This is a genomic window from Janthinobacterium salmonicoloratum (assembly GCF_051380845.1).
Lineage (GTDB): Bacteria > Pseudomonadota > Gammaproteobacteria > Burkholderiales > Burkholderiaceae_D > Janthinobacterium > Janthinobacterium lividum_F.
The window spans coordinates 507,125-532,402 of the sequence record NZ_JBNYXV010000003.1 but is presented as its reverse complement, the minus strand read 5'-3'; the positions used below and the strand labels follow the sequence as shown (position 1 = coordinate 532,402).

General features: G+C 62.7%; 26 protein-coding genes, 2 tRNA genes and 1 riboswitch. Of the genes, 17 read left to right on the top strand and 11 right to left on the bottom strand.

Annotated features, from left to right (window positions below; genetic code table 11):
• Positions 1–76 precede the first annotated feature (76 nt).
• The 3 genes from ACQ4WY_RS19265 to ACQ4WY_RS19255 all read left to right on the top strand — a co-directional run bounded on the left by ACQ4WY_RS19265 (position 77) and on the right by ACQ4WY_RS19255 (position 1,822).
• Entirely contained in the window at positions 77–1,207 is a 1,131-nt protein-coding gene (locus tag ACQ4WY_RS19265) for an acyltransferase family protein (protein WP_436505374.1), read from the top strand.
• An 83-nt stretch (positions 1,208–1,290) separates the two neighbouring features.
• The gene (locus tag ACQ4WY_RS19260) at positions 1,291–1,563 is read left to right on the top strand and encodes a BrnT family toxin (protein WP_353658285.1); all 273 of its coding nucleotides are present in this window, start codon (positions 1,291–1,293) and stop codon (positions 1,561–1,563) included.
• The gene (locus tag ACQ4WY_RS19255) at positions 1,523–1,822 is read left to right on the top strand and encodes a BrnA antitoxin family protein (protein ID WP_353658284.1); all 300 of its coding nucleotides are present in this window, start codon (positions 1,523–1,525) and stop codon (positions 1,820–1,822) included. The genes ACQ4WY_RS19260 and ACQ4WY_RS19255 overlap by 41 nt, the downstream gene beginning before the upstream one ends.
• Before the next feature lie 45 nt (positions 1,823–1,867).
• On the opposite strand, the gene ACQ4WY_RS19250 is transcribed toward ACQ4WY_RS19255, so the two are convergent.
• From ACQ4WY_RS19250 to ybgC, 9 genes are all read right to left on the bottom strand, one after another.
• Positions 1,868–1,943 (bottom strand) — tRNA-Lys (locus ACQ4WY_RS19250).
• A gap of 89 nt (positions 1,944–2,032) precedes the next feature.
• Positions 2,033–2,108, bottom strand: a tRNA-Lys gene (locus ACQ4WY_RS19245).
• A 67-nt stretch (positions 2,109–2,175) separates the two neighbouring features.
• Positions 2,176–2,934 (bottom strand): tol-pal system protein YbgF, encoded by a 759-nt coding sequence (ybgF, locus tag ACQ4WY_RS19240; RefSeq protein ID WP_353658283.1) that lies wholly within the window; start codon positions 2,932–2,934, stop codon positions 2,176–2,178.
• A gap of 135 nt (positions 2,935–3,069) precedes the next feature.
• Complete coding sequence (gene pal, locus ACQ4WY_RS19235; protein ID WP_046682322.1) at positions 3,070–3,591, bottom strand: peptidoglycan-associated lipoprotein Pal; 522 nt, start codon at positions 3,589–3,591, stop codon at positions 3,070–3,072.
• A 43-nt stretch (positions 3,592–3,634) separates the two neighbouring features.
• A complete protein-coding gene (gene tolB, locus ACQ4WY_RS19230) occupies positions 3,635–4,903 on the bottom strand; it encodes a Tol-Pal system beta propeller repeat protein TolB (RefSeq protein ID WP_436505459.1) in 1,269 nt (422 codons plus the stop codon).
• Between the two features lie 5 nt (positions 4,904–4,908).
• Positions 4,909–5,928 carry a cell envelope integrity protein TolA gene (gene tolA, locus ACQ4WY_RS19225; RefSeq protein WP_436505371.1) on the bottom strand — a complete coding sequence of 340 codons (1,020 nt, stop codon included), beginning with the start codon at positions 5,926–5,928 and terminating at the stop codon, positions 4,909–4,911.
• Positions 5,929–5,976: 48 nt separating this feature from the next.
• Positions 5,977–6,417, bottom strand: a complete 441-nt coding sequence (locus ACQ4WY_RS19220) for an ExbD/TolR family protein (protein ID WP_223278896.1) — start codon at positions 6,415–6,417, stop codon at positions 5,977–5,979.
• Between the two features lie 15 nt (positions 6,418–6,432).
• Entirely contained in the window at positions 6,433–7,122 is a 690-nt protein-coding gene (gene tolQ, locus ACQ4WY_RS19215; protein WP_436505369.1) for a protein TolQ, read from the bottom strand.
• 46 nt (positions 7,123–7,168) lie between these two features.
• Positions 7,169–7,570, bottom strand: a complete 402-nt coding sequence (ybgC, locus tag ACQ4WY_RS19210) for a tol-pal system-associated acyl-CoA thioesterase (RefSeq protein ID WP_046682324.1) — start codon at positions 7,568–7,570, stop codon at positions 7,169–7,171.
• 315 nt (positions 7,571–7,885) lie between these two features.
• Positions 7,886–8,010, top strand: a riboswitch (ZMP/ZTP riboswitch).
• A 111-nt stretch (positions 8,011–8,121) separates the two neighbouring features.
• On the opposite strand from ybgC, the gene glyA reads away from it, so the two are divergent.
• From glyA to ACQ4WY_RS19155, 11 genes are all read left to right on the top strand, one after another.
• Complete coding sequence (glyA, locus tag ACQ4WY_RS19205) at positions 8,122–9,369, top strand: serine hydroxymethyltransferase (protein ID WP_058050318.1); 1,248 nt, start codon at positions 8,122–8,124, stop codon at positions 9,367–9,369.
• Positions 9,370–9,513: 144 nt separating this feature from the next.
• Complete coding sequence (gene nrdR, locus ACQ4WY_RS19200) at positions 9,514–9,978, top strand: transcriptional regulator NrdR (protein WP_071078724.1); 465 nt, start codon at positions 9,514–9,516, stop codon at positions 9,976–9,978.
• 230 nt (positions 9,979–10,208) lie between these two features.
• Positions 10,209–10,778 (top strand): type IV pilus modification protein PilV, encoded by a 570-nt coding sequence (gene pilV, locus ACQ4WY_RS19195; protein ID WP_436505368.1) that lies wholly within the window; start codon positions 10,209–10,211, stop codon positions 10,776–10,778.
• Positions 10,775–11,752, top strand: coding sequence for a PilW family protein (locus tag ACQ4WY_RS19190; RefSeq protein WP_436505367.1), 978 nt, complete (start codon positions 10,775–10,777; stop codon positions 11,750–11,752). The genes pilV and ACQ4WY_RS19190 overlap by 4 nt, the downstream gene beginning before the upstream one ends.
• 12 nt (positions 11,753–11,764) lie before the next feature.
• Positions 11,765–12,418, top strand: a complete 654-nt coding sequence (locus tag ACQ4WY_RS19185) for a pilus assembly PilX family protein (RefSeq protein WP_436505366.1) — start codon at positions 11,765–11,767, stop codon at positions 12,416–12,418.
• The gene (locus ACQ4WY_RS19180) at positions 12,415–16,263 is read left to right on the top strand and encodes a PilC/PilY family type IV pilus protein (RefSeq protein ID WP_436505365.1); all 3,849 of its coding nucleotides are present in this window, start codon (positions 12,415–12,417) and stop codon (positions 16,261–16,263) included. Before ACQ4WY_RS19185 ends, ACQ4WY_RS19180 begins: the two co-directional genes overlap by 4 nt.
• An 88-nt stretch (positions 16,264–16,351) precedes the next feature.
• The gene (locus tag ACQ4WY_RS19175) at positions 16,352–16,852 is read left to right on the top strand and encodes a type IV pilin protein (protein ID WP_436505364.1); all 501 of its coding nucleotides are present in this window, start codon (positions 16,352–16,354) and stop codon (positions 16,850–16,852) included.
• A 3-nt stretch (positions 16,853–16,855) separates the two neighbouring features.
• The gene (locus ACQ4WY_RS19170) at positions 16,856–17,437 is read left to right on the top strand and encodes a GspH/FimT family protein (protein ID WP_436505363.1); all 582 of its coding nucleotides are present in this window, start codon (positions 16,856–16,858) and stop codon (positions 17,435–17,437) included.
• 62 nt (positions 17,438–17,499) lie between these two features.
• On the top strand, positions 17,500–18,573 hold the full coding sequence (gene ribD, locus ACQ4WY_RS19165) for a bifunctional diaminohydroxyphosphoribosylaminopyrimidine deaminase/5-amino-6-(5-phosphoribosylamino)uracil reductase RibD (protein WP_436505457.1): 1,074 nt from the start codon (positions 17,500–17,502) through the stop codon (positions 18,571–18,573).
• 28 nt (positions 18,574–18,601) lie between these two features.
• Entirely contained in the window at positions 18,602–19,237 is a 636-nt protein-coding gene (locus ACQ4WY_RS19160; RefSeq protein WP_436505362.1) for a riboflavin synthase, read from the top strand.
• Between the two features lie 119 nt (positions 19,238–19,356).
• The gene (locus ACQ4WY_RS19155) at positions 19,357–20,715 is read left to right on the top strand and encodes a hypothetical protein (protein WP_436505360.1); all 1,359 of its coding nucleotides are present in this window, start codon (positions 19,357–19,359) and stop codon (positions 20,713–20,715) included.
• Here ACQ4WY_RS19155 and ACQ4WY_RS19150 read toward each other — a convergent pair.
• Positions 20,712–21,137 (bottom strand): OsmC family protein, encoded by a 426-nt coding sequence (locus tag ACQ4WY_RS19150; RefSeq protein WP_436505359.1) that lies wholly within the window; start codon positions 21,135–21,137, stop codon positions 20,712–20,714. The genes ACQ4WY_RS19155 and ACQ4WY_RS19150 overlap by 4 nt on opposite strands.
• A 434-nt stretch (positions 21,138–21,571) precedes the next feature.
• On the opposite strand from ACQ4WY_RS19150, the gene ribBA reads away from it, so the two are divergent.
• The 3 genes from ribBA to nusB all read left to right on the top strand — a co-directional run bounded on the left by ribBA (position 21,572) and on the right by nusB (position 23,794).
• A complete protein-coding gene (ribBA, locus tag ACQ4WY_RS19145; protein ID WP_230522774.1) occupies positions 21,572–22,687 on the top strand; it encodes a bifunctional 3,4-dihydroxy-2-butanone-4-phosphate synthase/GTP cyclohydrolase II in 1,116 nt (371 codons plus the stop codon).
• A gap of 62 nt (positions 22,688–22,749) precedes the next feature.
• Complete coding sequence (ribH, locus tag ACQ4WY_RS19140) at positions 22,750–23,232, top strand: 6,7-dimethyl-8-ribityllumazine synthase (RefSeq protein WP_034786791.1); 483 nt, start codon at positions 22,750–22,752, stop codon at positions 23,230–23,232.
• A gap of 91 nt (positions 23,233–23,323) precedes the next feature.
• Complete coding sequence (gene nusB / locus ACQ4WY_RS19135; protein ID WP_071324693.1) at positions 23,324–23,794, top strand: transcription antitermination factor NusB; 471 nt, start codon at positions 23,324–23,326, stop codon at positions 23,792–23,794.
• Between the two features lie 123 nt (positions 23,795–23,917).
• Here nusB and ACQ4WY_RS19130 read toward each other — a convergent pair whose 3' ends face one another.
• A complete protein-coding gene (locus tag ACQ4WY_RS19130; protein ID WP_436505358.1) occupies positions 23,918–24,835 on the bottom strand; it encodes a transglycosylase SLT domain-containing protein in 918 nt (305 codons plus the stop codon).
• Positions 24,836–25,278 lie beyond the last annotated feature (443 nt).

The following is a 25,278-nucleotide window of genomic DNA, read 5'->3' as shown; positions in this document are numbered from 1 at the left end:
CCTTTCGGTAAATCCTCAGTCGCGCGCCTGTTGCGCGATGGGCTGGCGACACTACCTGGCACGGCAAGGATTGGGAATGACGGCAGTAGCAGCGGTATCACAGGCGGACCTGGCAAATCGTCCGCAGTTTGGCTGGATCAATGTATTAAAAGCAGGCGCGGCACAGTTGATCGTGTTGCACCATCTGGCGTTTTACGGACCCATGTCCGACTATGTGCAGCCCCTGTGGCCCGAGTTGCTGGACTGGCTGGGCGGCAGCGCGCGTATCGCCGTGCAAGTGTTCCTCGTCATCGGCGGCTTTCTCGTCGCCAAATCCCTCGCGCCTGCCGGCAACCCCGGCATTGCTACTCCGCTACAAGCCATCTGGCGCCGCTATGCCAAGCTGGCGCCGCCTTTCCTGGCCGCCACCTTGCTCGCCGCCATCATTACGCCTGTGGCTGGCATCTGGATGTTGCACAACTCCATGTCGGCCGCCGTCACCCTGGGTCAGCTGAGCGCCCATGCCTTGCTGCTGCACGGCGTGCTGGGCTATGAATCGCTGTCGGCCGGCGCCTGGTACGTGGCCATCGATTTCCAGCTGTATATGCTGACGGTATCGCTGCTGTGGCTGGGTGGCTGCCTGGCGGGCCAGCGGGGCATGGGCTGGGTGATGCCGCTGGCCGTCGCCGTAGGCATCACCTTTTCCCTGCTGTATTTCAATCTCGACGCGGGCTGGGATAATTGGGCGCCGTATTTCTTCGGCAGCTATGGCCTTGGCATGCTGGCCTGGTGGGCCAGCGATCCGGCCCGCAAGCCTGGTGCCATGACCTTGCTCATGGCCATGGCCGCCGTGCCCGTCCTGCTGGCCCTGGCCGTCGACTACCGCAGCCGCATCGCCCTGGCCCTGATCGTCGCCTGCGCCCTGTTCCTGTTCGGCCGCGCCCGCACGCCCTCCCAGGGTGGCATCTGGCGCATCGTCAACGCCCTGGGCCGTATCTCGTATGCCGTGTTTCTCGTCCACTTTCCCGTCAGCCTGCTGGTGAATGCATTATTTATCACGTATGTTCCGCTGGAGCCGCAGTGGCAAGCGCTGGGCATGCTGACCGCCTGGAGCGCCAGCCTGGTGGCCGGGGCCGCGTTTCACCGTTGGGTGGAGGTGCCGCTGGGGCGGATGATGGGTGGTGTGGTGGCGCATCTGGCGGGGAGGCCGGTTTTGGTGTCGCGTTAAGATCGGCGATCTAGCTGGTCCGATGCGGCCCTTGGCTCGAAAATAGGGCTGGCTGTTTCTATTATTTGTTACTACAATAAATAATGAGAATCACTTTTGATGCTGTCAAGCGTGAAAAGACGCTCGGCGAGCGTGGTCTCGACTTTGCGCGTGCGCGCGAAGTGTTTGGCGGGCTCACCATTACGCTGCCGGACCAGCGCCAGGACTACGGCGAACCCCGCTTCATCACTGCCGGCTGGCTTGACGAGCGTCTGGTCGTGCTGGTCTGGACGCCGCGTGGCTTGGCGCGCAGAATCATCAGCATGAGGAGGGCAAATGAACGCGAAATCGACAAATACAAACAAAGCCTGGGTTGATCCGGACGACGCGCCCGAACTGACGGACGGTTTTTTTGAGCAGGGTGTCTGGCAAGTAGGCGAGAAGCCCGTTTCCCATCCCGAGGCGCGACAGGAGGTGGCACGCCGCCGCGGCAGGCCTGCCGGCACCGGCGGCAAGGTCAGCACGACCATACGCTTCGACGCTGAAATTCTCGATGCCTTCAAGGCCACCGGTGATGGGTGGCAGACGCGCATGAATGATGCGCTGAAGGAGTGGCTGCGATCCAGGCAAGCCTAGAAAACAAAAAAGCCAACCGCGAACGGTTGGCTTCTTCATAGTATTTGGTAGGCCGTGCGGGATTCGAACCTGCGACCAACGGATTAAAAGTCCGCTGCTCTACCAGCTGAGCTAACGACCCAAAAACTTTTTACAACAACTTCGGTAACACTGTGCCGTAAAAAAATGCTTGCTATAACAACTCGCAAGCAGATCAGTACTGCGTATTCGTGGTAGGCCGTGCGGGATTCGAACCTGCGACCAACGGATTAAAAGTCCGCTGCTCTACCAGCTGAGCTAACGACCCGAAGAAGGAAGATTATAGGGGGTGCCCGGGATTCTGTCAAACCTAACGGGCAACTTTTTCCCCGCTTTTACTTTTTGCCGCCCCGTTCCTTGGCTGCCTGGGCCGCGCTGGAGTCCGGGTAGCGCGAGATCAGCGCGTTCAGGGTCTTGGTGGCGTTCGGCTTGTCTTTCAGCTCCGTGTAGCAACTGGCGATGTTGAGCATGGCGTCGGGCGCCTTAGGGCTGTCCGGGTAGTGCTTCAGCACTGCCTGCTGGGCCGTGATGGCGCTCTTGCAGTCGCGCTGGGCGTAATAGGCGTTGCCCAGCCAGTATTGCGCGTTGGCCGCGTAGGCCGATTCCGGATAGCGCTTCACGAAGCCGTCCAGGGCCGTGACGGCGCCTTTGTAGTCGCCCGACTTGAACAGGCCAAATGCGGATTCGTACGAGCTTTGCTCGGATACGCCCACGGCCGCTTCCTGGCCATCGATGGTGACCTGGCGCGGTTCGAGCTTGCGCAGGCGCGCGTCGATGTCGGTGTAGAAATCCTTCTGGCGCTTTTGCGTGTTCGCCAGGTCGTTGCCCAGTACTTCGATCTGGCCGCGCAGGCGGGCGATCTCTTGCATGGTCTGGTCGTGCTGGTTGATCAGGCTCAAGGTGCTGGTCTTGTCCGCCTTGGTGTCGATGCGGCTGTTCAGGTCGCGCGCCATGGCGTCGACCTTGGCGCGCAGCTCGAGGATGGCCTTGCGTGCTTCGTCGTCATCGAACAGGGCGGCGTTGGCGTGCAGGGGCAGGTAGGCAAACGCGGCCATCAAGGCGGCGGCGACGCCGGCTTTCGAGAATGTCATCATGGGTCGGGCTTTCAAAGGTTACGCAAAACATGCAAACGGGGCGCCGGGCGGTGAATCACCGCGCTGCGCCCCATTATTATGCCTATGACTGGCCAGTTAGGTAAGCGTCAATGCTGCAGCGCTCACCCGTCAACATCAATAAACGATGTCAGCGCGGCGGTTTTCAGCCCATGCTGCTTCGTTGCTGCCTTGTGCTTTAGGCTTTTCTTTGCCCAGCGACACGGCTTCCATTTGGCCTTCTGGCACGCCCAGGGCGGCCATCGACTTGCGCACGGCTTCAGCACGTTTCTGGCCCAGGGCCAGATTGTACTCAGCGCCACCGCGTTCATCGGTGTTACCTTGGATCAGGATCTTGCGGCTAGGCGTTTTCACCAGGTAGCCAGCGTGGTTTTGCACGACTGGGGTGTCCGCTTCGCGCACGACGTATTTGTCGAAGTCGAAGTAGATGCTACGGTTCGCCAGCACGCCTTTTGGATCGTCCAGTGGATCGACCGATGCGGTCGTCACTGGCTGAACTTGACGGGTGTCAACTGGAGCTGCGACTTTTTCAGGAGCGCGCTCAACCACTGGGGTTTCTGCGACTTTGACTGGGGTGCTGCAGGCGGACAGCAAGGCTGCGGTAGCGGCGATGAATGCCAAACTTTTAAAGTTACTCATTTTTATTCTCCGGGTCATGGTTAAAGGTGAAACTGTACAGCATTTACTTCATAAAAGGACCCCAGGTGGGCTCCTTGATATTGCCAGCTTGCGTAGTCAAACGCTGTTTGACGCGGCCATCCACCGATACCACTGCCAGCGACTTGCGTCGTCCGGATTCGGTCGCGTACATGATATATTTCCCGTTGGGCGAAAAGCTCGGTGATTCGTCGTTGGCGGTGTCCGACAAGCGCAGTTCCTGGCCACTAGCCAGGTCGAGCGCGTAGAGCTGGAAATTGCCGTCGCGACGGGAAATATAAGCAAGTGTCTTCCCGTCGGATGAAATCCGCGGGCTGATGTTGTAGGAGCCGCCAAACGTCACGCGCTTGGCTTCGCCGCCGCTGACCGACATGCGGTAGATTTGTGGTCCGCCGCTGCGATCGCTGGTGAAGTAAATGCTTTGGCCATCGGCCGAGAATTGAGGTTCCGTATCGATGCCGCTGCTGGTGCTGACGCGGCGCAAGCCGCTGCCGTCGGCATTGACGGTGTAGACCTGGGTATGGCCATCGCGTGACAGGGCCACGGCCAGGCGCGAGCCGTCCGGGCTCCAGCTTGGCGCCGAATTGCTGCCTTTTTCATTCGAGACGATGGTGCGCTGGCGCGTCACCAGGTTTTGCACGTAGACGATAGGCTTTTTCTTTTCAAACGACACATACGCGACCTTGGTGCCATCCGGCGACCACGACGGCGAAATGATCGGCTCGTTCGAGCGCAGGGCGACCTGGATGCCTTCGCCATCGGCGTCGGCCACTTCCAGGCGGTATTCGCGGCCCGATTGCGTGACGTAGGCGATGCGCGTGGCGAACGCGCCCTTGACGCCCGTCAGCTTTTCATAGATGTCGTCGGCGATCTTGTGCGCCAGCAGGCGGTTGAACTGCGGCGCGGCCGCATTGTTCATGCTGGAGATCTGCGCGCCCTTGATGGTGTCGAACAGCTTGTAGCGCACGTCCAGGCGGCCATCGGCCATGCTTTGCACGGTGCCGGCCGCCAGCGCGTCGGCGCCGCGCGACTTCCATTGCTCGTAGCTGACGGGCGCCGTTTCCGATACGGGCGCATCGGCGTCGATCAGCTTGAACACGCCGCTGCGCGCCAGGTCGGCCTTGATAATGCCCGACAGCGATTGCGGTGCCGCCGATTCATTGACAAAGCTGGCGACAGCCACCGGGATCTGGTTGCTGCCGATCCCCGTAATCTCCACGCGCAGCTGCGCCTGGGCGCTTGACGCTCCCAGCATCAGGCTGGCGCAGAGCACGACATAGCTCATTTTTTTCATGGTCATCATTTAGGCAAATCCTTCATCTCGAATATGAGTTCAATCTCGCGTTCCACGGTGCCGTCTTTTTTCTTCGGCAGTGGCGACGATTTATTAATGGCGTTTTCCACCGAGCTGTCATACGCCGGCAGGCCGCTACTTTTAATCTTTCGGACCGAAATAATTTCCCCAGTTGGCAGTTGCTCGATCTTGAACACGGCGCGCGGGTTACCCGGCACGTCCGTGCTACCGCTGTACGCGATATTGCTCTTGATCTTGCTCGTCAGGGCAGCGACATAGCCGCTGTCCTTGCGTGGCGCGGTCGCTTTCGCGGCCGTGCCCGTTGTGCCTGCGCCCGCCGCACCCGTGATGCGGCTCATTTCCTCGGCGCGCGCCTTGTCGGCGGCTTTTTTCTCTTCCGCCGCTTTTTTCGCCTTGGCAGCTTTTTCCGCCGCCGCTTTTTTATCGGACAGTTCTTTCTCGGCTTTTTCTTCCGCCGCTTTTTCTTTCTCTTTGGCTTGCTTGGCTTTCTCCAGCTTGTCGGCCTTTTCTTTTTCCAGCTTTTCAGCCTTGTCTTTTTCTTTCTGCTTCTGTTTTTCCAGTTCGCGCTTTTCTTCCTCGCGTTCCTTCAATTCCTGCTTGCGGCGTTCTTCCGCTGCCGCTTTCTCTTTTTCTTCCTTCAGCTTGGCCTTCTTGCGTTCCAGGGCGATTTCCGCTTCGCGCAAGTCAACCTTCGGCTCGGGCGCTGCCACCGGCGGCGGTGGCGGCGGGGCCGGCTGTTCCACTTCCGGTTCCGGCGGTGGCGCTGGTGTCGGCTCGGGGTTCGTCGCCACTTCGGGCGGCGGCGCGGCCGTCTGCACTTTCAGGTCCCATACTTCCGCTTCGACGGCGACAGGTTCCGTATTTTGCCAGTGTACGCCCACCCACAGGAAAAACAGCAGGCCAAGGTGCATCGCCAGCGCCAGGCCCAGCGAGGGCCAGCGGCTGCGTTCGCGCGGCACGCTGTAGGGCTTGCCGAGTACATGGTCGATTTGTTTGGTCTGCAAAGTCTAGTCTATCTAAAAACGGTCAAGTCTGGAAACAGGGTGCTGCGCTTACTTGGTGGCCAGGCCGACGCGGGTAATGCCCATCTTTTTCGCTTCCGAAATGAGCTGGATCACATCGTCGTACTTGCTTTCCTTGTCGCCCGCGATCATCACGGGATAGTCAGGATTGCTCTCGTGCAAGCCGCGCAGCTTGCGCAGCAGGGCGTCGCGGTTCGGTTCCGTTTCCGGCGACAGCTGTTCCTTGCCGATGACGCCGATCGACAGCGAACCATTTGGTTTCAGCACGATCTGAATATAGTCATCGGGCGGTTTCGCCGACTTTTCCGCGTTGGGCAAGTTCACCACGCTGGGATTGTTCGACGACGGCATCACCATGAAAATGATCAGCAGCACCAGCATCACGTCGATGTACGGTACGACGTTGATCTCGGACTTGAACTTGCGGCCACGGCCACCGCGCATGCCGCCGCTATTGAATGAGGAACCCATGGACGCTGCTCCCTCTTAGCGCGACTGGCGCTGCAAGATGTTGGAGAATTCCTCGACGAAGCTTTCGAAGCGGATCGCCAGGCGGTCGATGTCATGCGAAAAACGGTTGTAGGCGACGACGGCGGGAATCGCTGCGAACAGGCCGATAGCCGTGGCGATCAGCGCTTCGGCAATGCCGGGCGCGACGGCGGCCAGGGTGGCTTGCTGCACGTTGGCCAGGCCGCGGAAGGCGTTCATGATGCCCCAGACGGTACCGAGCAGGCCGATGTACGGCGAGACGGAACCGACGGAAGCGAGGAAAGCCAGGTGCGATTCGAGCACGTCCATTTCGCGCTGGAAAGCGGCGCGCATGGCGCGGCGTGCGCCGTCGAGCACGGCGCCGACGTCCAGCGCTTCGCGCGAACCGTAGGAAGCCTTGCCCTTGATGAATTCGCCCATGCCGGCGTCAAAAATGCGCGCCAGCGCACCGCTCTGGTCGCGGTTGCCGTTGGCACTTTGATGCAGCGCATGCAGGTTGCCGCCAGCCCAGAAGCTGCGTTCGAATTCGATGGTTTGCTTGCGCGCCTGGCGCACGGCAAACATCTTGCGGAAGATGTAGGTCCAGCTGGTCAGGGAAATCAGCAGCAGCAGGGCCATGATCAGTTGCACGATCAAATGGGCATTGGTGATGAGCGCGAGGAAAGAAAGATCTTGTGTAACGTTCATTGGCTGGCAGTCTGTTGGGTGAATTGTCCGGGGGTGGCGGTAGGGCTCAGGCGGCGCGCATGCGGGCTGCGACTGCATCAGGCACGGCGCGCGGGCGTAGTGCCGAGTCGACGCAGCCGATCTTGACGCGGGCCGTGTTGAGCAGGCGGTCGCCGCACCAGGCTTGTTGCAGGAAAACGATGGAGGCGCGCCCCATTTTTTCTATGCTTAAGGTTAATCTTACCGTGTCATCGAGCCTGGCTGGCGCATGATAGTCGGCGTTGACGCTTTTGACAACGAACATCGCGTCATGCTGTTCCAGCAATTCTTGCTGGCCCACGTCGATGGCGCGCAGCCATTCGGTGCGCGCGCGCTCGAAGAATTTCAGGTAGTTAGCGTAATAGACGATGCCGCCGGCGTCGGTGTCTTCATAGTAGACACGTACGTTCCAGGTAAAGACTGAAGGCATGTTTATTGCGCCAGTAGTGAGATTGAGCAACATTTTACGCGATTTTTCTTCTTGTGACTGTGGGCGCTTGCTGGAAAGCCATGCAAAAGCTGCATATAAAATGCACCGCAGCATAGTAAATCAGCGGTGTGCAATGGCAAGCTTCGTAACATACGCTTACATGCCATGGCCAGGTTTAAGTCCAGCTTAAGAGCGGCAGTCATGCTCTGGGCCTGCCTGTGGCCGCGCCCGGGCTGCCATGGCGCGCGGCGATTATAGCTGCACGCTTGCATTCCTTGCTCAATTTGGGCACTTAACTTACAATTTGCATTCCATTACGTCTCACGTGACTGGCGAAAAGTCGGGCGATCTCCATGGATGGCGATCGGCAAACCGGCGAAAGGTGGGCACCCACCGGGAAACGTGAGATTTTTCATCAGCCGTTCGCCTGGGTAGCCACTATGGAAAAGCACGAAGAGGCTGCCTGTTCAATGTTGTTATTCACCTAACGCCGGCTCCCCTCATTCGATCCAACCTGCCAGTACAAGCACCCTCATACTTGGAGTTTTTACATGTTTGCAAAAGATCACACCCTCGCCAACGTCGATCCTGAATTGTTCGCCGTCATTCAAAAAGAGAACACGCGCCAGCACGACCACATCGAACTGATCGCGTCGGAGAACTACACTTCGCCAGCCGTAATGGAAGCGCAAGGCTCGCAGCTGACGAATAAATATGCCGAAGGTTATCCGGGCAAGCGCTACTACGGTGGCTGCGAATACGTCGACGTTGCCGAGCAACTGGCCATCGACCGTGTGAAACAGCTGTTCGGCGCCGAATGCGCGAACGTGCAGCCGAACTCCGGCTCGCAGGCGAACCAGGGCGTGTTCTTTGCCATGCTGAAACCAGGCGACCTGATCATGGGCATGTCGCTGGCCGAAGGCGGCCACCTGACCCACGGCATGCCGCTGAACATGTCCGGCAAATGGTTTGACGTCGTGTCGTATGGCTTGACGGCGGAAGAAGACATCGACTACGAGGCGATGGAACGCCTGGCCCGCGAACGCAAGCCAAAACTGATCATCGCTGGCGCGTCGGCGTTCTCGAAAAAGATCGACTTCGAACGCTTCGGCAAGATCGCCAAGGAAGTTGGCGCCTACTTCATGGTCGACATGGCCCACTATGCGGGCCTGATCGCCGCCGGCCTGTATCCGAACCCGGTACCGTTCGCCGACTTCGTCACCTCGACCACGCACAAATCGTTGCGTGGCCCGCGCGGCGGCATCATCCTGATGAAGGCCGAACACGAAAAGGCCATCAACTCGGCAATTTTCCCTGGCATCCAGGGTGGCCCGCTGATGCACGTGATCGCCGGCAAGGCCGTCGCCTTCAAGGAAGCGCTGAGCCCTGAATTCGTCGAATACCAGAAGCAAGTGATCAAGAACGCCGACGTGCTGGCGAAAACCCTGATCAAGCGCGGCTTGCGCATCGTGTCCGGCGGCACCGAATCGCACGTCATGCTGGTCGACTTGCGCGCCAAGAACCTGACGGGCAAGGAAGCCGAAGCCATCCTCGGTTCCGCGCACATCACCTGCAACAAGAACGGCATCCCGAACGACCCGCAAAAACCGTTCGTCACCTCGGGCATCCGCCTGGGCAGCCCGGCGATGACGACGCGCGGTTTCAAGGAAGCGCAAGCGGAAGAAGTGGGCAACCTGATCGCCGACGTGCTGGACAATCCGCATGACGCCGCCACCATCGAGCGCGTCAAAGCGGCCGTGAAAGTGCTGGCCGACGCGCACCCTGTGTACGCTGCATAATTATTTGTCCAGAATGTGTCATACAGAGTAAGATTCTGTATGACACATTCCAGTCGTGCCCAAGGGCGCCCGGAGTGATTCGGGCGCCCTTTGTACAGGGGCGGCGATTTCCCGTAATTATTACTATAAAGTTGTAGCCAGCCCATGAAATGTCCATTTTGCCAGCACGGCGACACCCAGGTTCTCGATACGCGCGTATCGGAGGAAGGGGATGCCATTCGGCGCCGCCGCCGCTGCGGCAAATGCGACAAGCGGTTTACCACCTACGAGCGCATTGAACTTATCATGCCGGCCGTCGTCAAAAAGAATGGCAGCCGGACGGAGTTCGCTGCGGATAAGTTGCGCGGCAGTTTGATGCTGGCCTTGCGCAAGCGTCCCGTCGCGGCCGCCTCCGTGGATACGGCCATCGCATCCATCCAGGAAAAGCTGCTGACCAGCGGCTTGCGCGAAGTCGATTCCGGTTATATCGGCGAACTCGTCATGCAGGAACTCAAGCGCCTGGACAAGATCGCCTACATCCGCTTCGCCTCCGTCTACAAGAATTTCGAAGACCTGGCCGAGTTCCAGGATGCGATCGCCGAAGTGGGGCAGGCGCGCAGCAAGCCCTGACGTACCCTTTGCCGACAGCGGGGCCGATCGTGCGCCCCGTTTCCACCATGCCAGCGTTCGCCTGGCAAGCGGCCTGATCAATCCCAACGCTGTTCTTCTCGACTTATCGCCGTGCTGTTTGCGCCAGCGCAGACCCGGGTTTTTGCGCGCGCCTATCTTGTAGCTGGGCCGCCTGTTGTTGCGACTCTTACTGCGGAAGGGAATGGCGCATGCGCAATGGCGGTCGCGATATGTTTCCTGTAGGTGGCAGCAGCCTCGTCGAGGTGCTGGTGTCGCTACTGCTGTTGGCGCTGGGCCTGCTCGGCGCCAGCATCCTGCAACTGAACACCCTGCGCGCGCGCCATGAGTCCGCGCTATTGTCTGCGGGCGTGCAACTGGCCGCCGGCATGGCCGAGCGCATGCGCGCGAACAGCGTGCTCATGAATGGCCCAGATACGGGCAATCCCTACCTGAACGTGGCATATGCGGCGGCGGACGACGCCGACACTGGCGGTGGCGCGCCAGACTGTTTTGGTGCCGCCGCTTGCAGCGCGGCCGAACTGGCGCAATTCGACCTCGCCGAATGGAAGCAAAGGCTGCATGCGACCTTGCCCGGCGCGCGCCTGCACATCTGCCGCGACCTTGCCGCGTGGGATGCCGCCGCCCAGGGCTTGCACTGGGCGTGCAGCGGCGGCAAGGGCGCGCCCATCGTTATCAAGCTCGGCTGGCGCGCCCGCTTGCCCGATGGCTCGCCCGCCGTGAATGCGGCAGGCGAGTCGCTGCCCAGGCTGGCATTTCAGCTGGGCGGAGGCGGCGCATGAACGGCGTGCATGCCGCGTGGCACTGGCAGCGCGGCATGAGCCTGGTCGAATTGCTGGTGGCCCTGTCGCTGGGCGCGCTGCTGATGCTGGCGGCCAGCACCATGCTGCTGGCCGCCAGCGGCAGCTATGGTGACCAGTCCGCCAGTGCGCGCCTGGACGATAACGGCCGCTATGCGCTCGACACCATCGCCCGCGCCGTGCGCCAGACGGCATATGTGAACTGGGACAGCAGCGCCGCGCCCGTCGCCCATGCGGATTACGACAGCGCGAATATCGCCGGGCTCGATGCGCGCAGCCTGGGCAAGAACAGCGAGGGCATCAGCGGCGCGCTACCCGACGCCCTGCATGGCAGCGATGTGCTGGCCTTGCGCTATTACGGCGCCGGCAAGGAAGAGGGCGGCGACGGTTCCGTGCTCAATTGCGCGGGCTTCGGCGTGGGCGCCGCGCAAACGGAAGCGCAGCGTGGCTGGAGCATTTTCTATGTGGCGCAGGGCGCCGATGGCGAAGGCGAGCTGCGCTGCAAATACCGTGGCGCGAACGGCTGGGGCGCGGACGCCATCATCCGCGGCGTCGACGGTTTCCAGGTGCTGTATGGCCTCGATACGGATATGCCGCCCGACGGCGTGGCGAACCGCTATGTCAACGCCAGCGCGCTCGACGCCGACGATGCGGCGCTGGTGCTGGCGGGCGCCGATGCGGCCGCGCGCCAGCGCGATTTTTACCGGCGCACGCACTGGAAGCGCGTGGCCAGCGTGCGCGTGGCGCTGCTGTTGCATGGCGAGGCGGGCCAGGCGGACAAGATGGCGGAACTGGGGCCGGCGCAGTTCGATCTGTTCGGCAAGGCGTATGCCGAGGCGCACGGCGCTGGCGACACGGGCGTGCGCATCGCGCGCGCGTCCTTGCCCGTCGCAACGCGCTCCCGGCTGCGGCAACTGGTGCAGACGAGCATCATGCTGCGCAACGGGCCGGCCTAGGCGGGCGGCGCGATGGCCGGCGCGGGTGTGCGCTGTTGCGAACCTCGGTGTGCACCTCGTGTACGCCACGGTGGCGCCACCCTCTTGTATGTGCTGTGTCTGTTGGTGATCATCTTGCTGCTGGGCATATCGGCGGCGCAGATGGCCTTGCAGGGCGAAAAGGCGGCGCGCGGCGAGCGCGACCGGCAGATCGCGTTTCAGGCGGCGGAGGAGGCATTGGTGGATGCGCAGAACGATATCGAAGGCTTGCCCGGCGCACCGGGCCGGGCAAGCCTCTTCGCACCAGACAGTGCGGCAGGGTTCGTGGACGGCTGCGGCGAAGGCGGCGCACTGGGCCTGTGCCTGCCCGCAGCCCCGGAGGCGCCGGCCCTCTGGCTGAGCATGGACCTGGATGGCGCGGAAGCGAGTAGCCGGGCCGTGCCATATGGCCAGTTTACGGGCGCCGTCATGCAGACAGGGCAGGGTTTCCTGCCTTCGCGCCGGCCCCGCTACCTCATCGAATTGCTGCCGTTTCACCCGCCCGGCGCGCAAGCCACGGCAGTGGCTGGCGGCCTGGCCACGGAAAGCTATGTGTACCGCATCACGGCCATGGGTTTTGGCGCGCAGGACAGCACGCAGGTCGTGCTGCAAAGCTACTACCGCAAACAGGCGGGAGCGGGGCCATGAGGGCGCTGTGGTCCGTCTGCTTGCTGCTGCTGGCTTGCCTGGCTTGCGCCGCCGTCGCGGCCCCTCCCACGGTGACGCTGGCGCGGGCCGACGCGGGCTTGCACGGCGCCAGAGTGCCGCCGAATCTGCTGCTCAACCTGTCCCTCACGCATGCGGCCGCCGCTGCCGCGCATGGCGGCGACTATGCGCCGCAGCGCGAGTACGCCGGCTACTTCCATGCGCGCATGTGCTACAGCTATCCGTATCGCAGCAAGGGTGGCGCAATGCTGCCGGATTTGCGCGTAGCGACCGCTTACTTCTCCGTGCTGAAACCGGCCGATGCGCTGCATGGCTGCGGCGGCGATAGTTTTAGCGGTAACTTTCTCAACTGGGCCAGCGCCAGCATGCTCGACATCGTGCGCTATGCCTTGACAGGCGGCGACCGCGTCATCGATGAAGTGCGCAAGACGGTGCTGCAGCGCGCCTACCTGCCCGATGCCAGCGGCCCCATCGACTTCTTGGCCCATCCCGTCTTTTTCCCGCGCAAGGTCTTGCAGGCAGGCGTGTCAGCGGCGACACCGTTTGCGCTGGCGCAACTGGCCATCGTTTCCTGCCGCAACCGCCTGCTGTTCGGCGACGCCAGCTTGCCTCCGGGCGGCAGTTGCGACGCGCCTGGGGCCGCCGCCACGCACGGCGTGTTCCTCGCGCGCGTGCGCGTGTGCGACGCTGATGAGGGGCCGCTGCGCGACGACTTGTGCCAGGCGTATGGCAAGAACTACAAGCCGGTGGGCGCCGTGCAGCGCCATGGCGGCAGGGTGCGCGTGGGGGTGTTTGGCCACTTGAACGGCGTGCCCGCCGGCGCCGGCCCCGTGTATGGCGGTGTGCTGCGCGCGGCGCTGGCCCACGTGGGACGGCAACGCTGGACGGCGCCCAGCTATATGCCGCAAGACAATGCCGACGCCGAGTGGAATCCCGCCACTGGCGTGTACATAGTCCAAGGTGCGGCCCAAGATGCAAGCCCTGGCGGCGGGGTGACCGCTTACATCAATGGCCTGGGCCGCAGCAACGCCGGGCATCCCGGCGCGTACGCCAGGGCGGCGCCGCTGGCCGAATTGCTGTACGAATCGCTGCGCTACCTGCAGGGAAGGCAGGCGAGCGCCGCGCCTGCCACAGCCCCGCCCACCACGGCTCCGCCTGCCATCGACGAGGGCTTGCCGGTCGTGATTGCGTGGAGCGACCCGCAAACGGCCACCTGCCAGCGCCACATCGTCGTCAGTCTCGGCGATGCGGGCATGGCGGGCGACCGCTACGTGCCCGGCAATGTCCCGGCGACGCCCGCATCAAGCGGCGACCGTGCCCGCGCCGCCGATGGTTTTGCGCCGCCGCCATTTGACGCGATGGCCTGGACGCATGCGGTGGGCAGTCTGGAAAGCGGCGCTGCGCAGGGCAATCCCGCGCCCCGGCCCGAACTGGCGGCGCTGGAACTGCTGGCCGAGGGGGCGGGCGGCGCCAGCTACCATGCGGCGGGCCTGGCCTACTGGTCGCATGTGCAGGCCTTGCGTCCCGGCGCCAAGAACGATGGCGTTGCAAAGGTCGAGCACTATGCGGCCGACTTGCGCCAGGGCGCCCCGTCCGGCGTGCCCGCCACCACCCCCTTGTTACTGGCAGCCAAATATGGCGGTTTTCTCGATGCGAACGGCGATGCCAACCCCTTCAAGAGCGCAACGGGCAGCGCGCTGGACGAGTGGAGCGTGGATGGCCGCTGGCCCGCCCATTACCTGCCCGGCAGCGATCCGGCCGCCCTGATCGCGGGATTGCGCGCAGCCTTTGCTGCCGCCGACAACGCTACCTTGCCGGCGACGCTCGCCGGGCCAGCCCTGATGGCGCTGGCCAGCGGCGCGGACGAGGCTTACTGGTTCCAGACGCAGATGCGCCTGGCCGACGGCAGCATGACCTTGTCGCGCACCGCGTTTGCCGTGGGCGCCGATGGCGCACTGCTTCCAGGCAAGCCATGGTGGCGCGCTGGCGGCCAGGATAAGCCCGTGCCGGATGGCGCGCCCGCGTCCTTGCGTCCCGTCTACACGCTCGACGCCCAAGGCAGCCTGATGCCGCTGGCCTGGAATCGTCTCGACGCAGCGCAGCGGGACGCATTCGACGGCGGCGATGGCCGGGGCGAGGCGCGCCTGGAGTATCTGCTGGGCCAGCGCACGCACGAGGTGGGCCAACCAGGTGGCTTCCTGCGGCGCCGCGCGGGCAGCCTGGCCGCGGCGCCGCATGGCAATTTGCTGTACGTGGGCGCGCCGGGGCTGGGCTTGCCGGGTGCCGCTTATGGCTTGCACCGCCACGCGTTGCTGCACCGGCGAAAAATGCTGTATCTGGGCGCCAATGATGGCTTGCTGCATGCGTTCGATGCACGCACGGGCAGCGAAGTGTTTGCCTATCTGCCGCAAGCGCTGCTGCGCCTTGCGCCAGCCGCTGCGAGCACTCACTACAGCCCCGGCCCTCTGCTCGACGGCGCCGCGGCCACGGCGGAAGTGCTGGCGCTGGGACATTGGAAGACGGTGCTCGTGTCGGGCATGGGCGGTGGGGCGCAAGGCGTGTTTGCGCTCGATATCACCGATCCGGCGCGTTTCGCGCAGGACGGGGCGCTGTGGGAGTTTACCGACCGCGACGACAAGCTCATGGGCAACGTGCGCGCGCCGCCATCCTTTGCCCGCATCAACATGGGTGGCAAGGAGGGCGTGCCGGCTTACCGCGATTTTGCCATCGTCGCCAGCGGCTACAACAACCATGTGAACGATGGTAAAGACACGACGGCGCCCGCATCGGCGGCCGCCATCTTCCTGCTGGCGCTGGACAAGGCGCCCGGCACGCCCTGGGTGTTGGGAAGTAATTACTTCCGGCTCAAGGTGCCCGTGGCCAGCGGCGGCGGTGGCCATGAGAGCGATGGGGATGCGGGTGCCATGCCCCAGTCGCTGGGCCCGCCCGCCGTGGTGCTGGGCGGCGACGGTGCGCTGGCGTATCTGTATGCGGGCGATTTGCAGGGCAATATCTGGCGTCTCGACATGGCTGGCGGACCGCCATGGAAGGATGGCCAGGGGCGCAAGCTCGTCTTTGTTGCGCGTGATGCGCAGGGCCAGCGCCAGCCCGTGACGCAGCAGCTGAACGTGGCGTATGCGCCCGGTGGCGGCTATGTGCTGCTGTTCGGCACGGGCAAGCTGGTCGAAGCGGCCGATACCTGGCCCACCGCCTTCCTGTCACAGTCGTTTTACGCCGTGCACGACGATGTGCGGGAGTCATCCCCCACGCGCAGCCGGGCCGACCTGGAGCAGCGCAGCCTGGGCGAGGCGGTGGGGGGCGTGCGCGTCGATGGCGCCGAACTGCGCTACACGGGCAGCGACGCCATGCGCGGCTGGTACCTCGACTTTCTCAATACCGCGCAGACGGGCGAACGCAGCATCAGCAATCCCGTGCTGGCCGCCGGCAAGGTGCTGTTCAATACCCTCCTGCCGGGGCGCAACCCTTGCGCCAAGCCAGTCACGCGGCTGTACGTGCTCGATGTGCTGAGCGGCTTTGCCGCCGATGGCGCCGGTGTCGTGCAGGCGGGGGCGCAGACGGGGCGTTTGTTCGATGGTCTGGCGCGCGCGCCGCCGCTGGCATTGGAGCTGAACAGCACGGTGGGCGCCGCGACGGCGGCAGGGCGGGCCGAGGGGCGCAAGGAACTGGCCGTGCTGCAGCCTGGCTTGCCGGGCGCGGCCAGCGGGGCTGGGCTCAAGGTCGTCAGCGCACCGCTGCCGGCGCGGCGCCTCAGCTGGCGGGAAGTGGCGAACTGGCGGGAATTGCACGAGGCGGCCAAGAAAAAATAGGCGGGGCATGGTTGGCGTACTGAAAGTTAAAGATGCAAAGGCCGGCACATCGCATCAGCAGGGGCTTTTTGCAGAGGAGAGACGTCGCATGGGTGCGCTGGCAAGGCGGAACTGGTCCGCTGCAAACGGTGGTAGCCGCTTAGGCTTCAGCCTGATCGAACTGCTGTCCGTGCTGGCGATCATGAGCTTGCTGCTGGCGTTGGCAGTGCCCGCTTATCACGGCCATGTCGTGCGCGCCAAGCGGGTGCAGGGGCAGGCGGCCCTGCTGCGGCTGATGCAGCAGCAGGAGCGTTATTATTCGCAAAACAATCACTATCTGGCATTTTCCTCGGCCTCGCCAGCGGCACAGGCGCAGCAGTTTCCGTGGTGGTCCGGCGACGGGCCGGCTGCCAGCGCGGCCAGCAGTGCGTATGAAATCGAGGCGCTTGCCTGTCCTGGCTTGACGATCGGGCAATGCGTGTTGTTGCGGGCCATGCCGGGCACGTCCAAGGTCGATGCGCAGTTCCAGGATGCCGATTGCGGTGTCCTGTCCTTGAACAGCACGGGCCAGCGCGGCAGCAGCGGCCCCGCCAGCCATTGCTGGCCCTAAGCCATGAGCACGCGCAAGCGGCCGTCGTGGACCGGGCACACCTTCGGGCACACCATGCTCGAATTGCTGGCCGTGCTGGCGATGGCCGCGCTGCTGGCGGCCGCTGCCATGCCAAGTTTGCAGTCCTTGCTGGCGCGCCAGCAGGTACGCGTGGCGGCCACGGACTTGTTCTCGGCCATCGAATTGACGCGGGCGCAGGCGATGGCGCGCGGACAGCGCGTGCTGCTGATGCCGGCCGGGCCCGGCGGCACGGACTGGAGCACGGGCTGGCTGGTCTTTATTGACCGCAATGCCAACCTGGCGTTCGATGGCGGTGACGAATTGCTGTTTCGCCAGGGGCCGCTGCCGACTGGCATCACGGCCCAGTTCGCGTTTTCGTCCGCCACGGCGCCGTTTTATATCGCCTACAATGGCGCAGGACGCAGTTGCAGCGCGACCAATAGCCTGGCGGCGCGCTGGGGTACCTTGTCCCTGGCTTTGGGAAAGCAGGTGCGCCATATTAAAATCAACATGCTGGGGCGGGTGCGCGTGTGCGATCCGCAGCAGCAAGCGGCCAATTGCAGTGGCGTGGCCGACAGTTCGTAACCCGATTCACCTATCACTCACTATCAAAGAAGCCAGTGGAAATACTCAACGATATCGATGGCATGCGCCTGGCGCTGGAATGGGCGGCGCGCGGTTTATACACGACCTCGCCCAATCCCCGCATCGGCTGCGTGATTGTCAGGGATGGCCAGGTGATCGGCGCAGGCGTGACGCAGGCGGCCGGGCAGGATCATGCCGAGGTGCAAGCGCTGGCCAATGCGGCGGCGCGCGGCAACGACGTGCGCGGCGCCACGGCTTACGTCACCCTGGAACCGTGCAACCACCATGGCCGCACGCCGCCCTGTTCCGATGCGCTCGTGCGCGCGGGGTTGGGACGCGTCGTGGCCGCCATGACGGACCCTAACCCGCTGGTGGCGGGGCAGGGGCTGGCCAAGCTGGAAGCGGCCGGCATCGCCGTTACCACGGGCGTGTTGGCCGAGGAAGCGTATGAAATGAATATCGGCTTTTTCTCGCGCATGCAGCGCGGCAAGCCGTGGGTGCGCCTGAAGACGGCGGCCAGCCTGGACGGCATGACGGCCTTGCACAATGGCCAGAGCCAGTGGATCACGGGGCCGCAAGCGCGCGCCGACGGCCATGCCTGGCGTGCGCGCGCCTGCGCCATCCTGACGGGCATCGGTACGGTCAAGGCGGACGATCCGCAACTGAACGTGCGCGCCGTCGAGACGCCGCGCCAGCCGCGCCGCATCGTCGTTGACAGCCGGCTCGACATCAGTCTCGACGCGCGCATCTTGCAGGGCGGCGGCACGTGGATCGTGGCGGCAGTTGCCAACCCGGAAAAGGAGGCGCAACTGCGCGCCCTGGGCGCGGAAGTTATCATGTTGCCGAACGCGGCCGGCAAGGTCGACCTGGCCGCGCTGATGCTGGAACTGGGACGCCGGCAATGCAATGAAGTCCACGTCGAGGCCGGTTCCAAACTGAACGGCTCGCTGATCCGCGAAGGCTGCGTCGACGAGCTGCTGGTCTACCTGGCGCCCACCTTGCTGGGCGATGCGCAAGGCATGTTTGCCTTGCCCGCCTTGACGGATATCAAGCAGCAACGCACTTTGCAATTTCACCAGGTTCAGCAAGTGGGCGAAGATTTGCGTATCCTTGCAAGATTCGCCCAGCGCAATTAATACTTTCACACTTTTATAGGGTTAGTTCATGTTTACAGGAATTGTTGCCGCCATCGGCAAGATTGAAACCGTGCAAGCACTCGACGGCGGCCTCGATGCCGGCGTGCGCCTGAACATTCATGCGGGCGGCTTGCCGCTGGCCGATGTGGCCCTGGGCGATTCGATCGCCATCAATGGCGCCTGCATGACGGTGGTGGAAAAATCGGACACGGGCTTTGCCGTCGATGTCTCGCGCGAAAGCCTCAATTGCACCGTGGGCCTCGATACCACCACGGAAGTGAATCTGGAAAAAGCCCTGACCCTGGCCGAGCGCTTGGGCGGCCACCTGGTGTCCGGCCACGTCGACGGCCTGGGCATCGTGCGCAAGTTCGAAGCCGTGGGCGAATCGTGGGAACTGGTGATCGAGGCGCCGCACGAGCTGGCGAAATACCTTGCCTTCAAAGGTTCCGTCGTCGTCAATGGCGTGTCCCTGACCGTCAACCGCGTGGAAGACCTGGGCGCGGGCGCCGTCAACGGCTGCCGCTTCTCGATCAACCTGATTCCGCACACGATCGCCATGACGACCTTGAAACACTTGACGGTCAATGGCAAGGTCAACCTGGAAATTGACTTGATCGCCCGCTATGTCGAGCGCATGCTGTCGCTGGACAAGGCTGCCGCCTGAGATAAGAACACGGCAATAAGAACACAGCAACACAGCAACACAGCCTCCGCCTTGCCAAGCGTGTGTTGCTTTTCTTTCAGACGCGCATACTATGAAGCTTTCCGCAGTGGAGGCTAGCCATGGACCCGATTTCGCGCGCAACCGTGCCCAATGCCATCCCGGCCACGTTCCGCGTGGGCGAGACTGCGCCGCTGGCGCCAGCGCTGCCCGTGCCGGCTTCCAGCGCAGCTGCGGCCCTTGTTACCCTGTCCTCGACCCAGGTCGACATCTCCCCGCTGGGCCAGTTCCTGTCCGGCGTGGCCTTGTCGCGCCGGCAACTGCTGGCCTTGCAGGGCGCCACGGACGAGGCCAGGGCGGCGAATACCCCTGTGAATGTCAATGACGACTTGCTGGCGCTGGCGCGGCAGCTGGCGGAATCGTTCGCCCAGCTGCAAACGAGCGGCATCGATGCCAGCCAGCTGGCCACGGCTGGCGACACGCCGGGCAGCCTGGCGCAGCGCTACGATTTGCTGTCGGGCGATGGCACGACGGATACTGCGGCCGCGCTGGCGCAGGACGGCAACCTGCTTACGCAAGCGCAGCTGGCTCGCATCGGCATCGACTTGCGCAAGGAAGAGGTCGACCCGATAACTTTGCAGGCCGCGTATGCGGCCGACAGCAAGGCCACTCTGGACGCCTTGCAACAGGGAACGGACGTGCTGGCGCAGGTGGGCGCCGTGCTGGCCCAGCAGCAGGGCGCGCCGCTGGCCGCCGTTGTCGAGGCGGATTTGACGGGCGAAGCACTGCCGGCCAGCACCGCGCAAGCCGCGCAGCCGCAGGCCGTCGACGAGGCGCCGCCGCAAACGGCCGCTATTGCACAACGGCAACTTGAGCTGCAGCAGCAACTGGAAACGGAAGAACTGAACCTGGACTTGCAGGAGCTGCGGCCCCAGCCGCAGGCGCAGGCGGCCGCCGATGCTGCGCAATTGCTGCAGACGCAGCGCATGGACAATCAGCGCGTCAATACCAATCAGCAGGCGCAGCAGCAGGAAGCCGCACGGGTGGACGATCTGCGCCAGGGGCAAGTGCAGCTGCGGGGCTTGCAGCAGCAGGCGCAAGCGGCAGCGGACGATGCGGCGCGGGCGCAGCTGGCCGCCAGCGACGCGCAAATGGCGGCCCAGGCGGCCAGTGACCGGGCGCAGTCGCTGGCACGCGCAGCGCAGGGGCAAGCCGATGCGGGCCTGGCGACGGCGCAAGCCCAGCTGGCCCGGCAAAATGCGCAGGCGCAAGAGCTGGCCGCGCAAAACGCCGGCATGGCCGTGCCGCCGCCGTCATCGCAAGACCCGTCCGTGGCGGCGGCCATTGCCGCGTATAACCTGAACAATGCGGCCCTGAATCCCGGCTTGATGAACAGGCCATTGCCGGCCAGCGACTCGCGCCTGCCGCTGGTGGCGCCCGTCGCTGCCGTGGAACCCGTCAAGCCTGTACCTAAAATTTAGGTCAGCAGGCTGGCATCCAGGGTAATGTTGGCTTTAAGTAACTTCGACACGGGGCAGCCGGCCTTGGCCTTGGCCGTCAATGCTTCGAATGTCGCCTGGTCGGCGCCCGGTATCTTCGCTTTCAATATCAGGTGGACGGCCGTGATGGCAAAGCCGTCGTCGACCTTGTCGAGGGTCACTTCGGCCGTCGTTTCCATCTTTTCCGCCGTCAGGCCCGCTTCGCCAAGGATCAGCGACAGGGCCATGGTGAAGCAACCCGCGTGGGCGGCGCCGATCAGTTCCTCGGGATTCGTGCCCGGTTTGCCTTCGAAGCGGCTGGCAAAGCCGTAGGGATATTCCTGCAAGGCGCCGCTGCGCGTGCTGATGGCGCCCTTGCCGTCCTTGATGCCGCCTGACCAGATGGCCGATCCGTTGGTTTTCATATTGCCGCTCCTGTGTGGGGTGTCGTTGCGAGTGGGGCGTCAGCGCCGTGGCGGTGACTGGCTGATCTTATGCTCTTTGCAAGGCTGGCGGCGCGCGTTTTGCCGCCGCCGTTTGGGCTGGATCAGGGAATCGGAGTGTTGTGGGGCCGCTTGCGGCATCCTTGCCGCAAAGCTGTCTTATTTCAGGTCTGCAAGCGCTAAATCCTTTAAAATAGCAGGTTATAAGAAAATTCCCGGAAATTCGCGGAATATTCGCGCTCGATGTTTCAGATTCAGTTTCAGTTTTTAGTTTCATTAACAACGCCCGGCAAAACCGTCGCGAGCGGAAGGAAGAGGTGGCTGAGAAGCGCAACCGTACGAAGGTACGGTGAGCATCGCAGGCCGCCTATACCGACGCGCAGCAGGTTTTGCCAGGCGTCTTCAGAGGATGAATAATGTCAATATCCAGCACCGAAGAGATCGTCGCTGAATTACGCGCCGGCCGCATGGTGATACTGGTCGATGAAGAAGACCGGGAAAATGAAGGCGATCTGGTGCTTGCCGCCGATTTCGTGACGCCTGAAGCCATCAATTTCATGATCACGCATGCGCGTGGTCTGGTCTGCCTGACCCTGACGGAAGAGCGTTGCGACGAGCTGAACCTGTCGATGATGACCTCGCGCAACGGCACGGCCTACGGCACCAACTTTACTGTTTCCATCGAAGCGGCCGAAGGCGTGACGACGGGCATTTCCGCCGCCGATCGCGCCAAGACCATCCAGGTGGCCGTGGCCAAGGGCACGCAGCCCAGCGATATCGTCCAGCCTGGCCATATCTTCCCCCTGAAAGCGCAAAAAGGCGGCGTGCTGATGCGCGCAGGCCATACGGAAGCCGGTTGCGACCTGACGGCCATGGCCGGCCTGACGCCCGCGTCCGTGATTTGCGAAATCATGAAGGACGACGGCACCATGGCGCGCCTGCCGGACTTGCTGGTGTTTGCCGAGCAGCATGGCCTGAAAATCGGCACGATTGCCGACCTGATCCATTACCGCAGCCAGACGGAATCTCTGGTCGAGCGCGTTGCCGAGCGCACCTTGCACACGGCGCACGGCGAATTCCGCTTGATCGCCTTCCGCGACAAGCCCAGCGCGTCGGCCCACTTGGCCCTCGTGCATGGCGACCTGGCGCCCGGCCTGGAAGCACTGGTGCGCGTGCATCAGCCTGTTTCCCTGCTGGACGTGCTGGAAAGTGAAGCGACCACCCACTCGTGGACGGTGGCTGCCTCGATGGCCGCCATCAAGCAGTCCGAGCGGGGCGTGATGGTCTTGCTGAACTGTGGCGAGACGTCGAGCGAGCTGTTTGCCCAGTTCGCCGCCCTCGATACGCCGCAAGCCAAGCCGAAAGGCCGCGCCGCCAGCATGGATTTGCGCAGCTACGGCATTGGCGCGCAAATCCTGCGCGACCTGGGCGTGAGCAAGATGCAATTGCTGGCCAGCCCACGCAAGATGCCGTCGATGGTCGGTTTCGACCTGGAAGTAACGGGTTTTCAGTGCCATCCTGGCCAGCAGTAATTAATCACATACAGCGGCCTGGCGCACGGCGCCGCCGCTGACTACTTATAAAGAGGCTTATGATGAGCGTAGGAACATACGAAACCAATTTTGCCGGCGAAGGTTTGCGCGTCGGTATCGTCCAGGCACGATTCAATGAAATCGTCGGTGGTGGCTTGCTGTCGGCATGCCTGGAAGAGTTGAGCAAGCTGGGCGTGGCCGATGAAGATATCCTGCACGTGACCGTGCCGGGCGCCCTGGAAATCCCACTGATTCTGCAAAAAATGGCAGAAACCGAGCAATTCGACGCCCTGATCGCACTGGGCGCCGTGATTCGCGGTGAAACCTACCACTTCGAGCTGGTATCGAACGAATCGGGCGCAGGCATCACGCGCGTCGGTCTCGATTACGGCATCCCGATCGCCAACGCAGTGTTGACGACCGAAAACGATGAGCAGGCGGAAGTGCGCATGCTGGTCAAGGGAGCGGAAGCGGCACGCGTGGCAGTGGAAATGGCCAATCTGGCGCAAGCGCTAGAAGAGTTGCAAGACACAGACGAGGATTAATCGTGCTTGCGCCGCAGCGTGCTGTCCAACAGCGCGCCGCGGTATTCGTCACTATTTGCAGTACATACGTATTTAAGAACAGGTAACAATCATGACTGAGAAAAATTTGCTCGCCAATCCCAGCAAAAACCGCACGCCGCGTCACCGCGCGCGCGAGTTTGCGCTGCAGGGCTTGTACCAGTGGCTGCTGAACAATGAGGACGCGACCACCGTCGTGAACAATATTCGCGCCGCGCATGGTTTCGACAAGGCCGATGGCGATCATTTCACGGTGCTGCTGTACGGCACCATCAAGGATTCGCTGGCGCTGCGCGACAGCATGGCACCCTTGATCGACCGCAACATCGCGGAACTGTCGCCCATCGAACACGGCATCCTGCTGATCGGCGCATTCGAGCTGAAGAACAACATGGAAATCCCGTACCGCGTCGTCATCAACGAAGCGGTCGAGCTGGCCAAGTCGTTTGGCGGTATCGATGGCCACAAGTATGTGAACGGCGTGCTGGACAAGCTGGCAGTGAAATTCCGCGAGGAAGAAGTCAACGCCAACAAGCGCAAGTAATATACAAAGTAGTTCCTGCGGCTGCCGCCGCAGGGCAATAAAAAAGCCACCGGCACTTTTTCGTGCGGTGGCTTTTTTATTGGATGCTGCTTTTTGGATGCCCCTGTGAGGGCTTTTAAAGGGTCACAGGCCGGCGATCTCGTTGTGGGGCAGTACTTTGATGGTGATGCCGCTTTCCGTTGCCGGCGCCTTGGCTGGTGCTGGCGTGTTCGATGCCATCACAGGCGTCGTGGTCGGCACGCGCTGGCCGGCCGACACTTGTTTCAGGCGGCGGTATTCGGCCAGCACGCGCGAGCCGTAGCCCGAGTCGGTGGCGAAGTTGGCGGCGCCCACGTAGGTTTTCAAGCCCGCTTCGACGGAACCGCCACGCGTGACGTAGTCTTTCAGGATCAGGGAGCCGACGCGGATGTTGGCGACGGGGTTCAGGGCTGCTTGCACGCCGCCCATTTCCTGGAAGCGCTCATGGTGCACTTTCGACATGACCTGCATCAAGCCTTGTGCGCCGACGGGGCTTTCCGCGAACGGGTTCAAGCCCGATTCGATGGCCATCACGGCCAGGATCAGCAGCGGGTCCAGCTTGATTTCGCGGGCCGTCAGGTAAGCCGTCGACACAAGCATATTGGTCGCGTCATTGGCCACGCGGTAGCGCTTGGAGAGCCAGTTGGTGACCCATTGCTGCTGCTTTTGCGTGCCCAGCAAGGCTTTTTCTTCCTTGCTCAGCGGCGCCTCGTTGGCGGCGGCCGTTTGCACGGACGCAGGCGCTTCCATCAGTGCCGACAGGGCCGGCGCTTCAACGGCTTGCGCTTCTGCCATCGGCAGCGGGAACAGGCTGTGCGTCAATTGCTTGCCCAGGTCCGGGCGGAACATCAGCAGGGCGATCAGTGCCAGGGCGGAAATGCCGAAGACTGTCAGTGTGTGTTGCGCCGTAGTCAGTACGCCACGGGCCGAAATGGCTTGTGCGCGGGCGCGCAAACGCGCCAACGCTGGCTGACCAGCCACGGTTGAAGCAGGTAATGCTGCTTCAGTGCTACGATGAGTCATAGAGTTCCCCGAAATGTCGCGTCAACAGGCAGTCCCTCCGCGGTTTCGCGGTGTTGTGGGTACTGCCAATGCCGTGCATCAGAAATATCATCGTTTCCGCCGCGTATGGATGCGTGCGAGAAACGCCGTCATTGCTTGCTTGAGCTGATCGGTCCCGTTTTTGGTATTGGATCAGTCGCAATACAACTTTTACCGGGGGTAAGGCAGACGCCTTTTGAAAACACTCCTTAAAATGTCATGTGGAGCCCCGACTCCGTGAATGAAAGAGAAACGCTAAAATCAAGCTCTGGGCCGGCGTGCTCTTTCAAGTTGGGCGAATTGTAGAAGCCGTTTTATATCAAGTCAATACTAACGAATCGTTTCTTTATTACTTTTATGTCTTACTTTTTGTCTTGCATTGTGCCAAAAGCCAATAAAATCAATTACTTGGCATAGATCCTTCA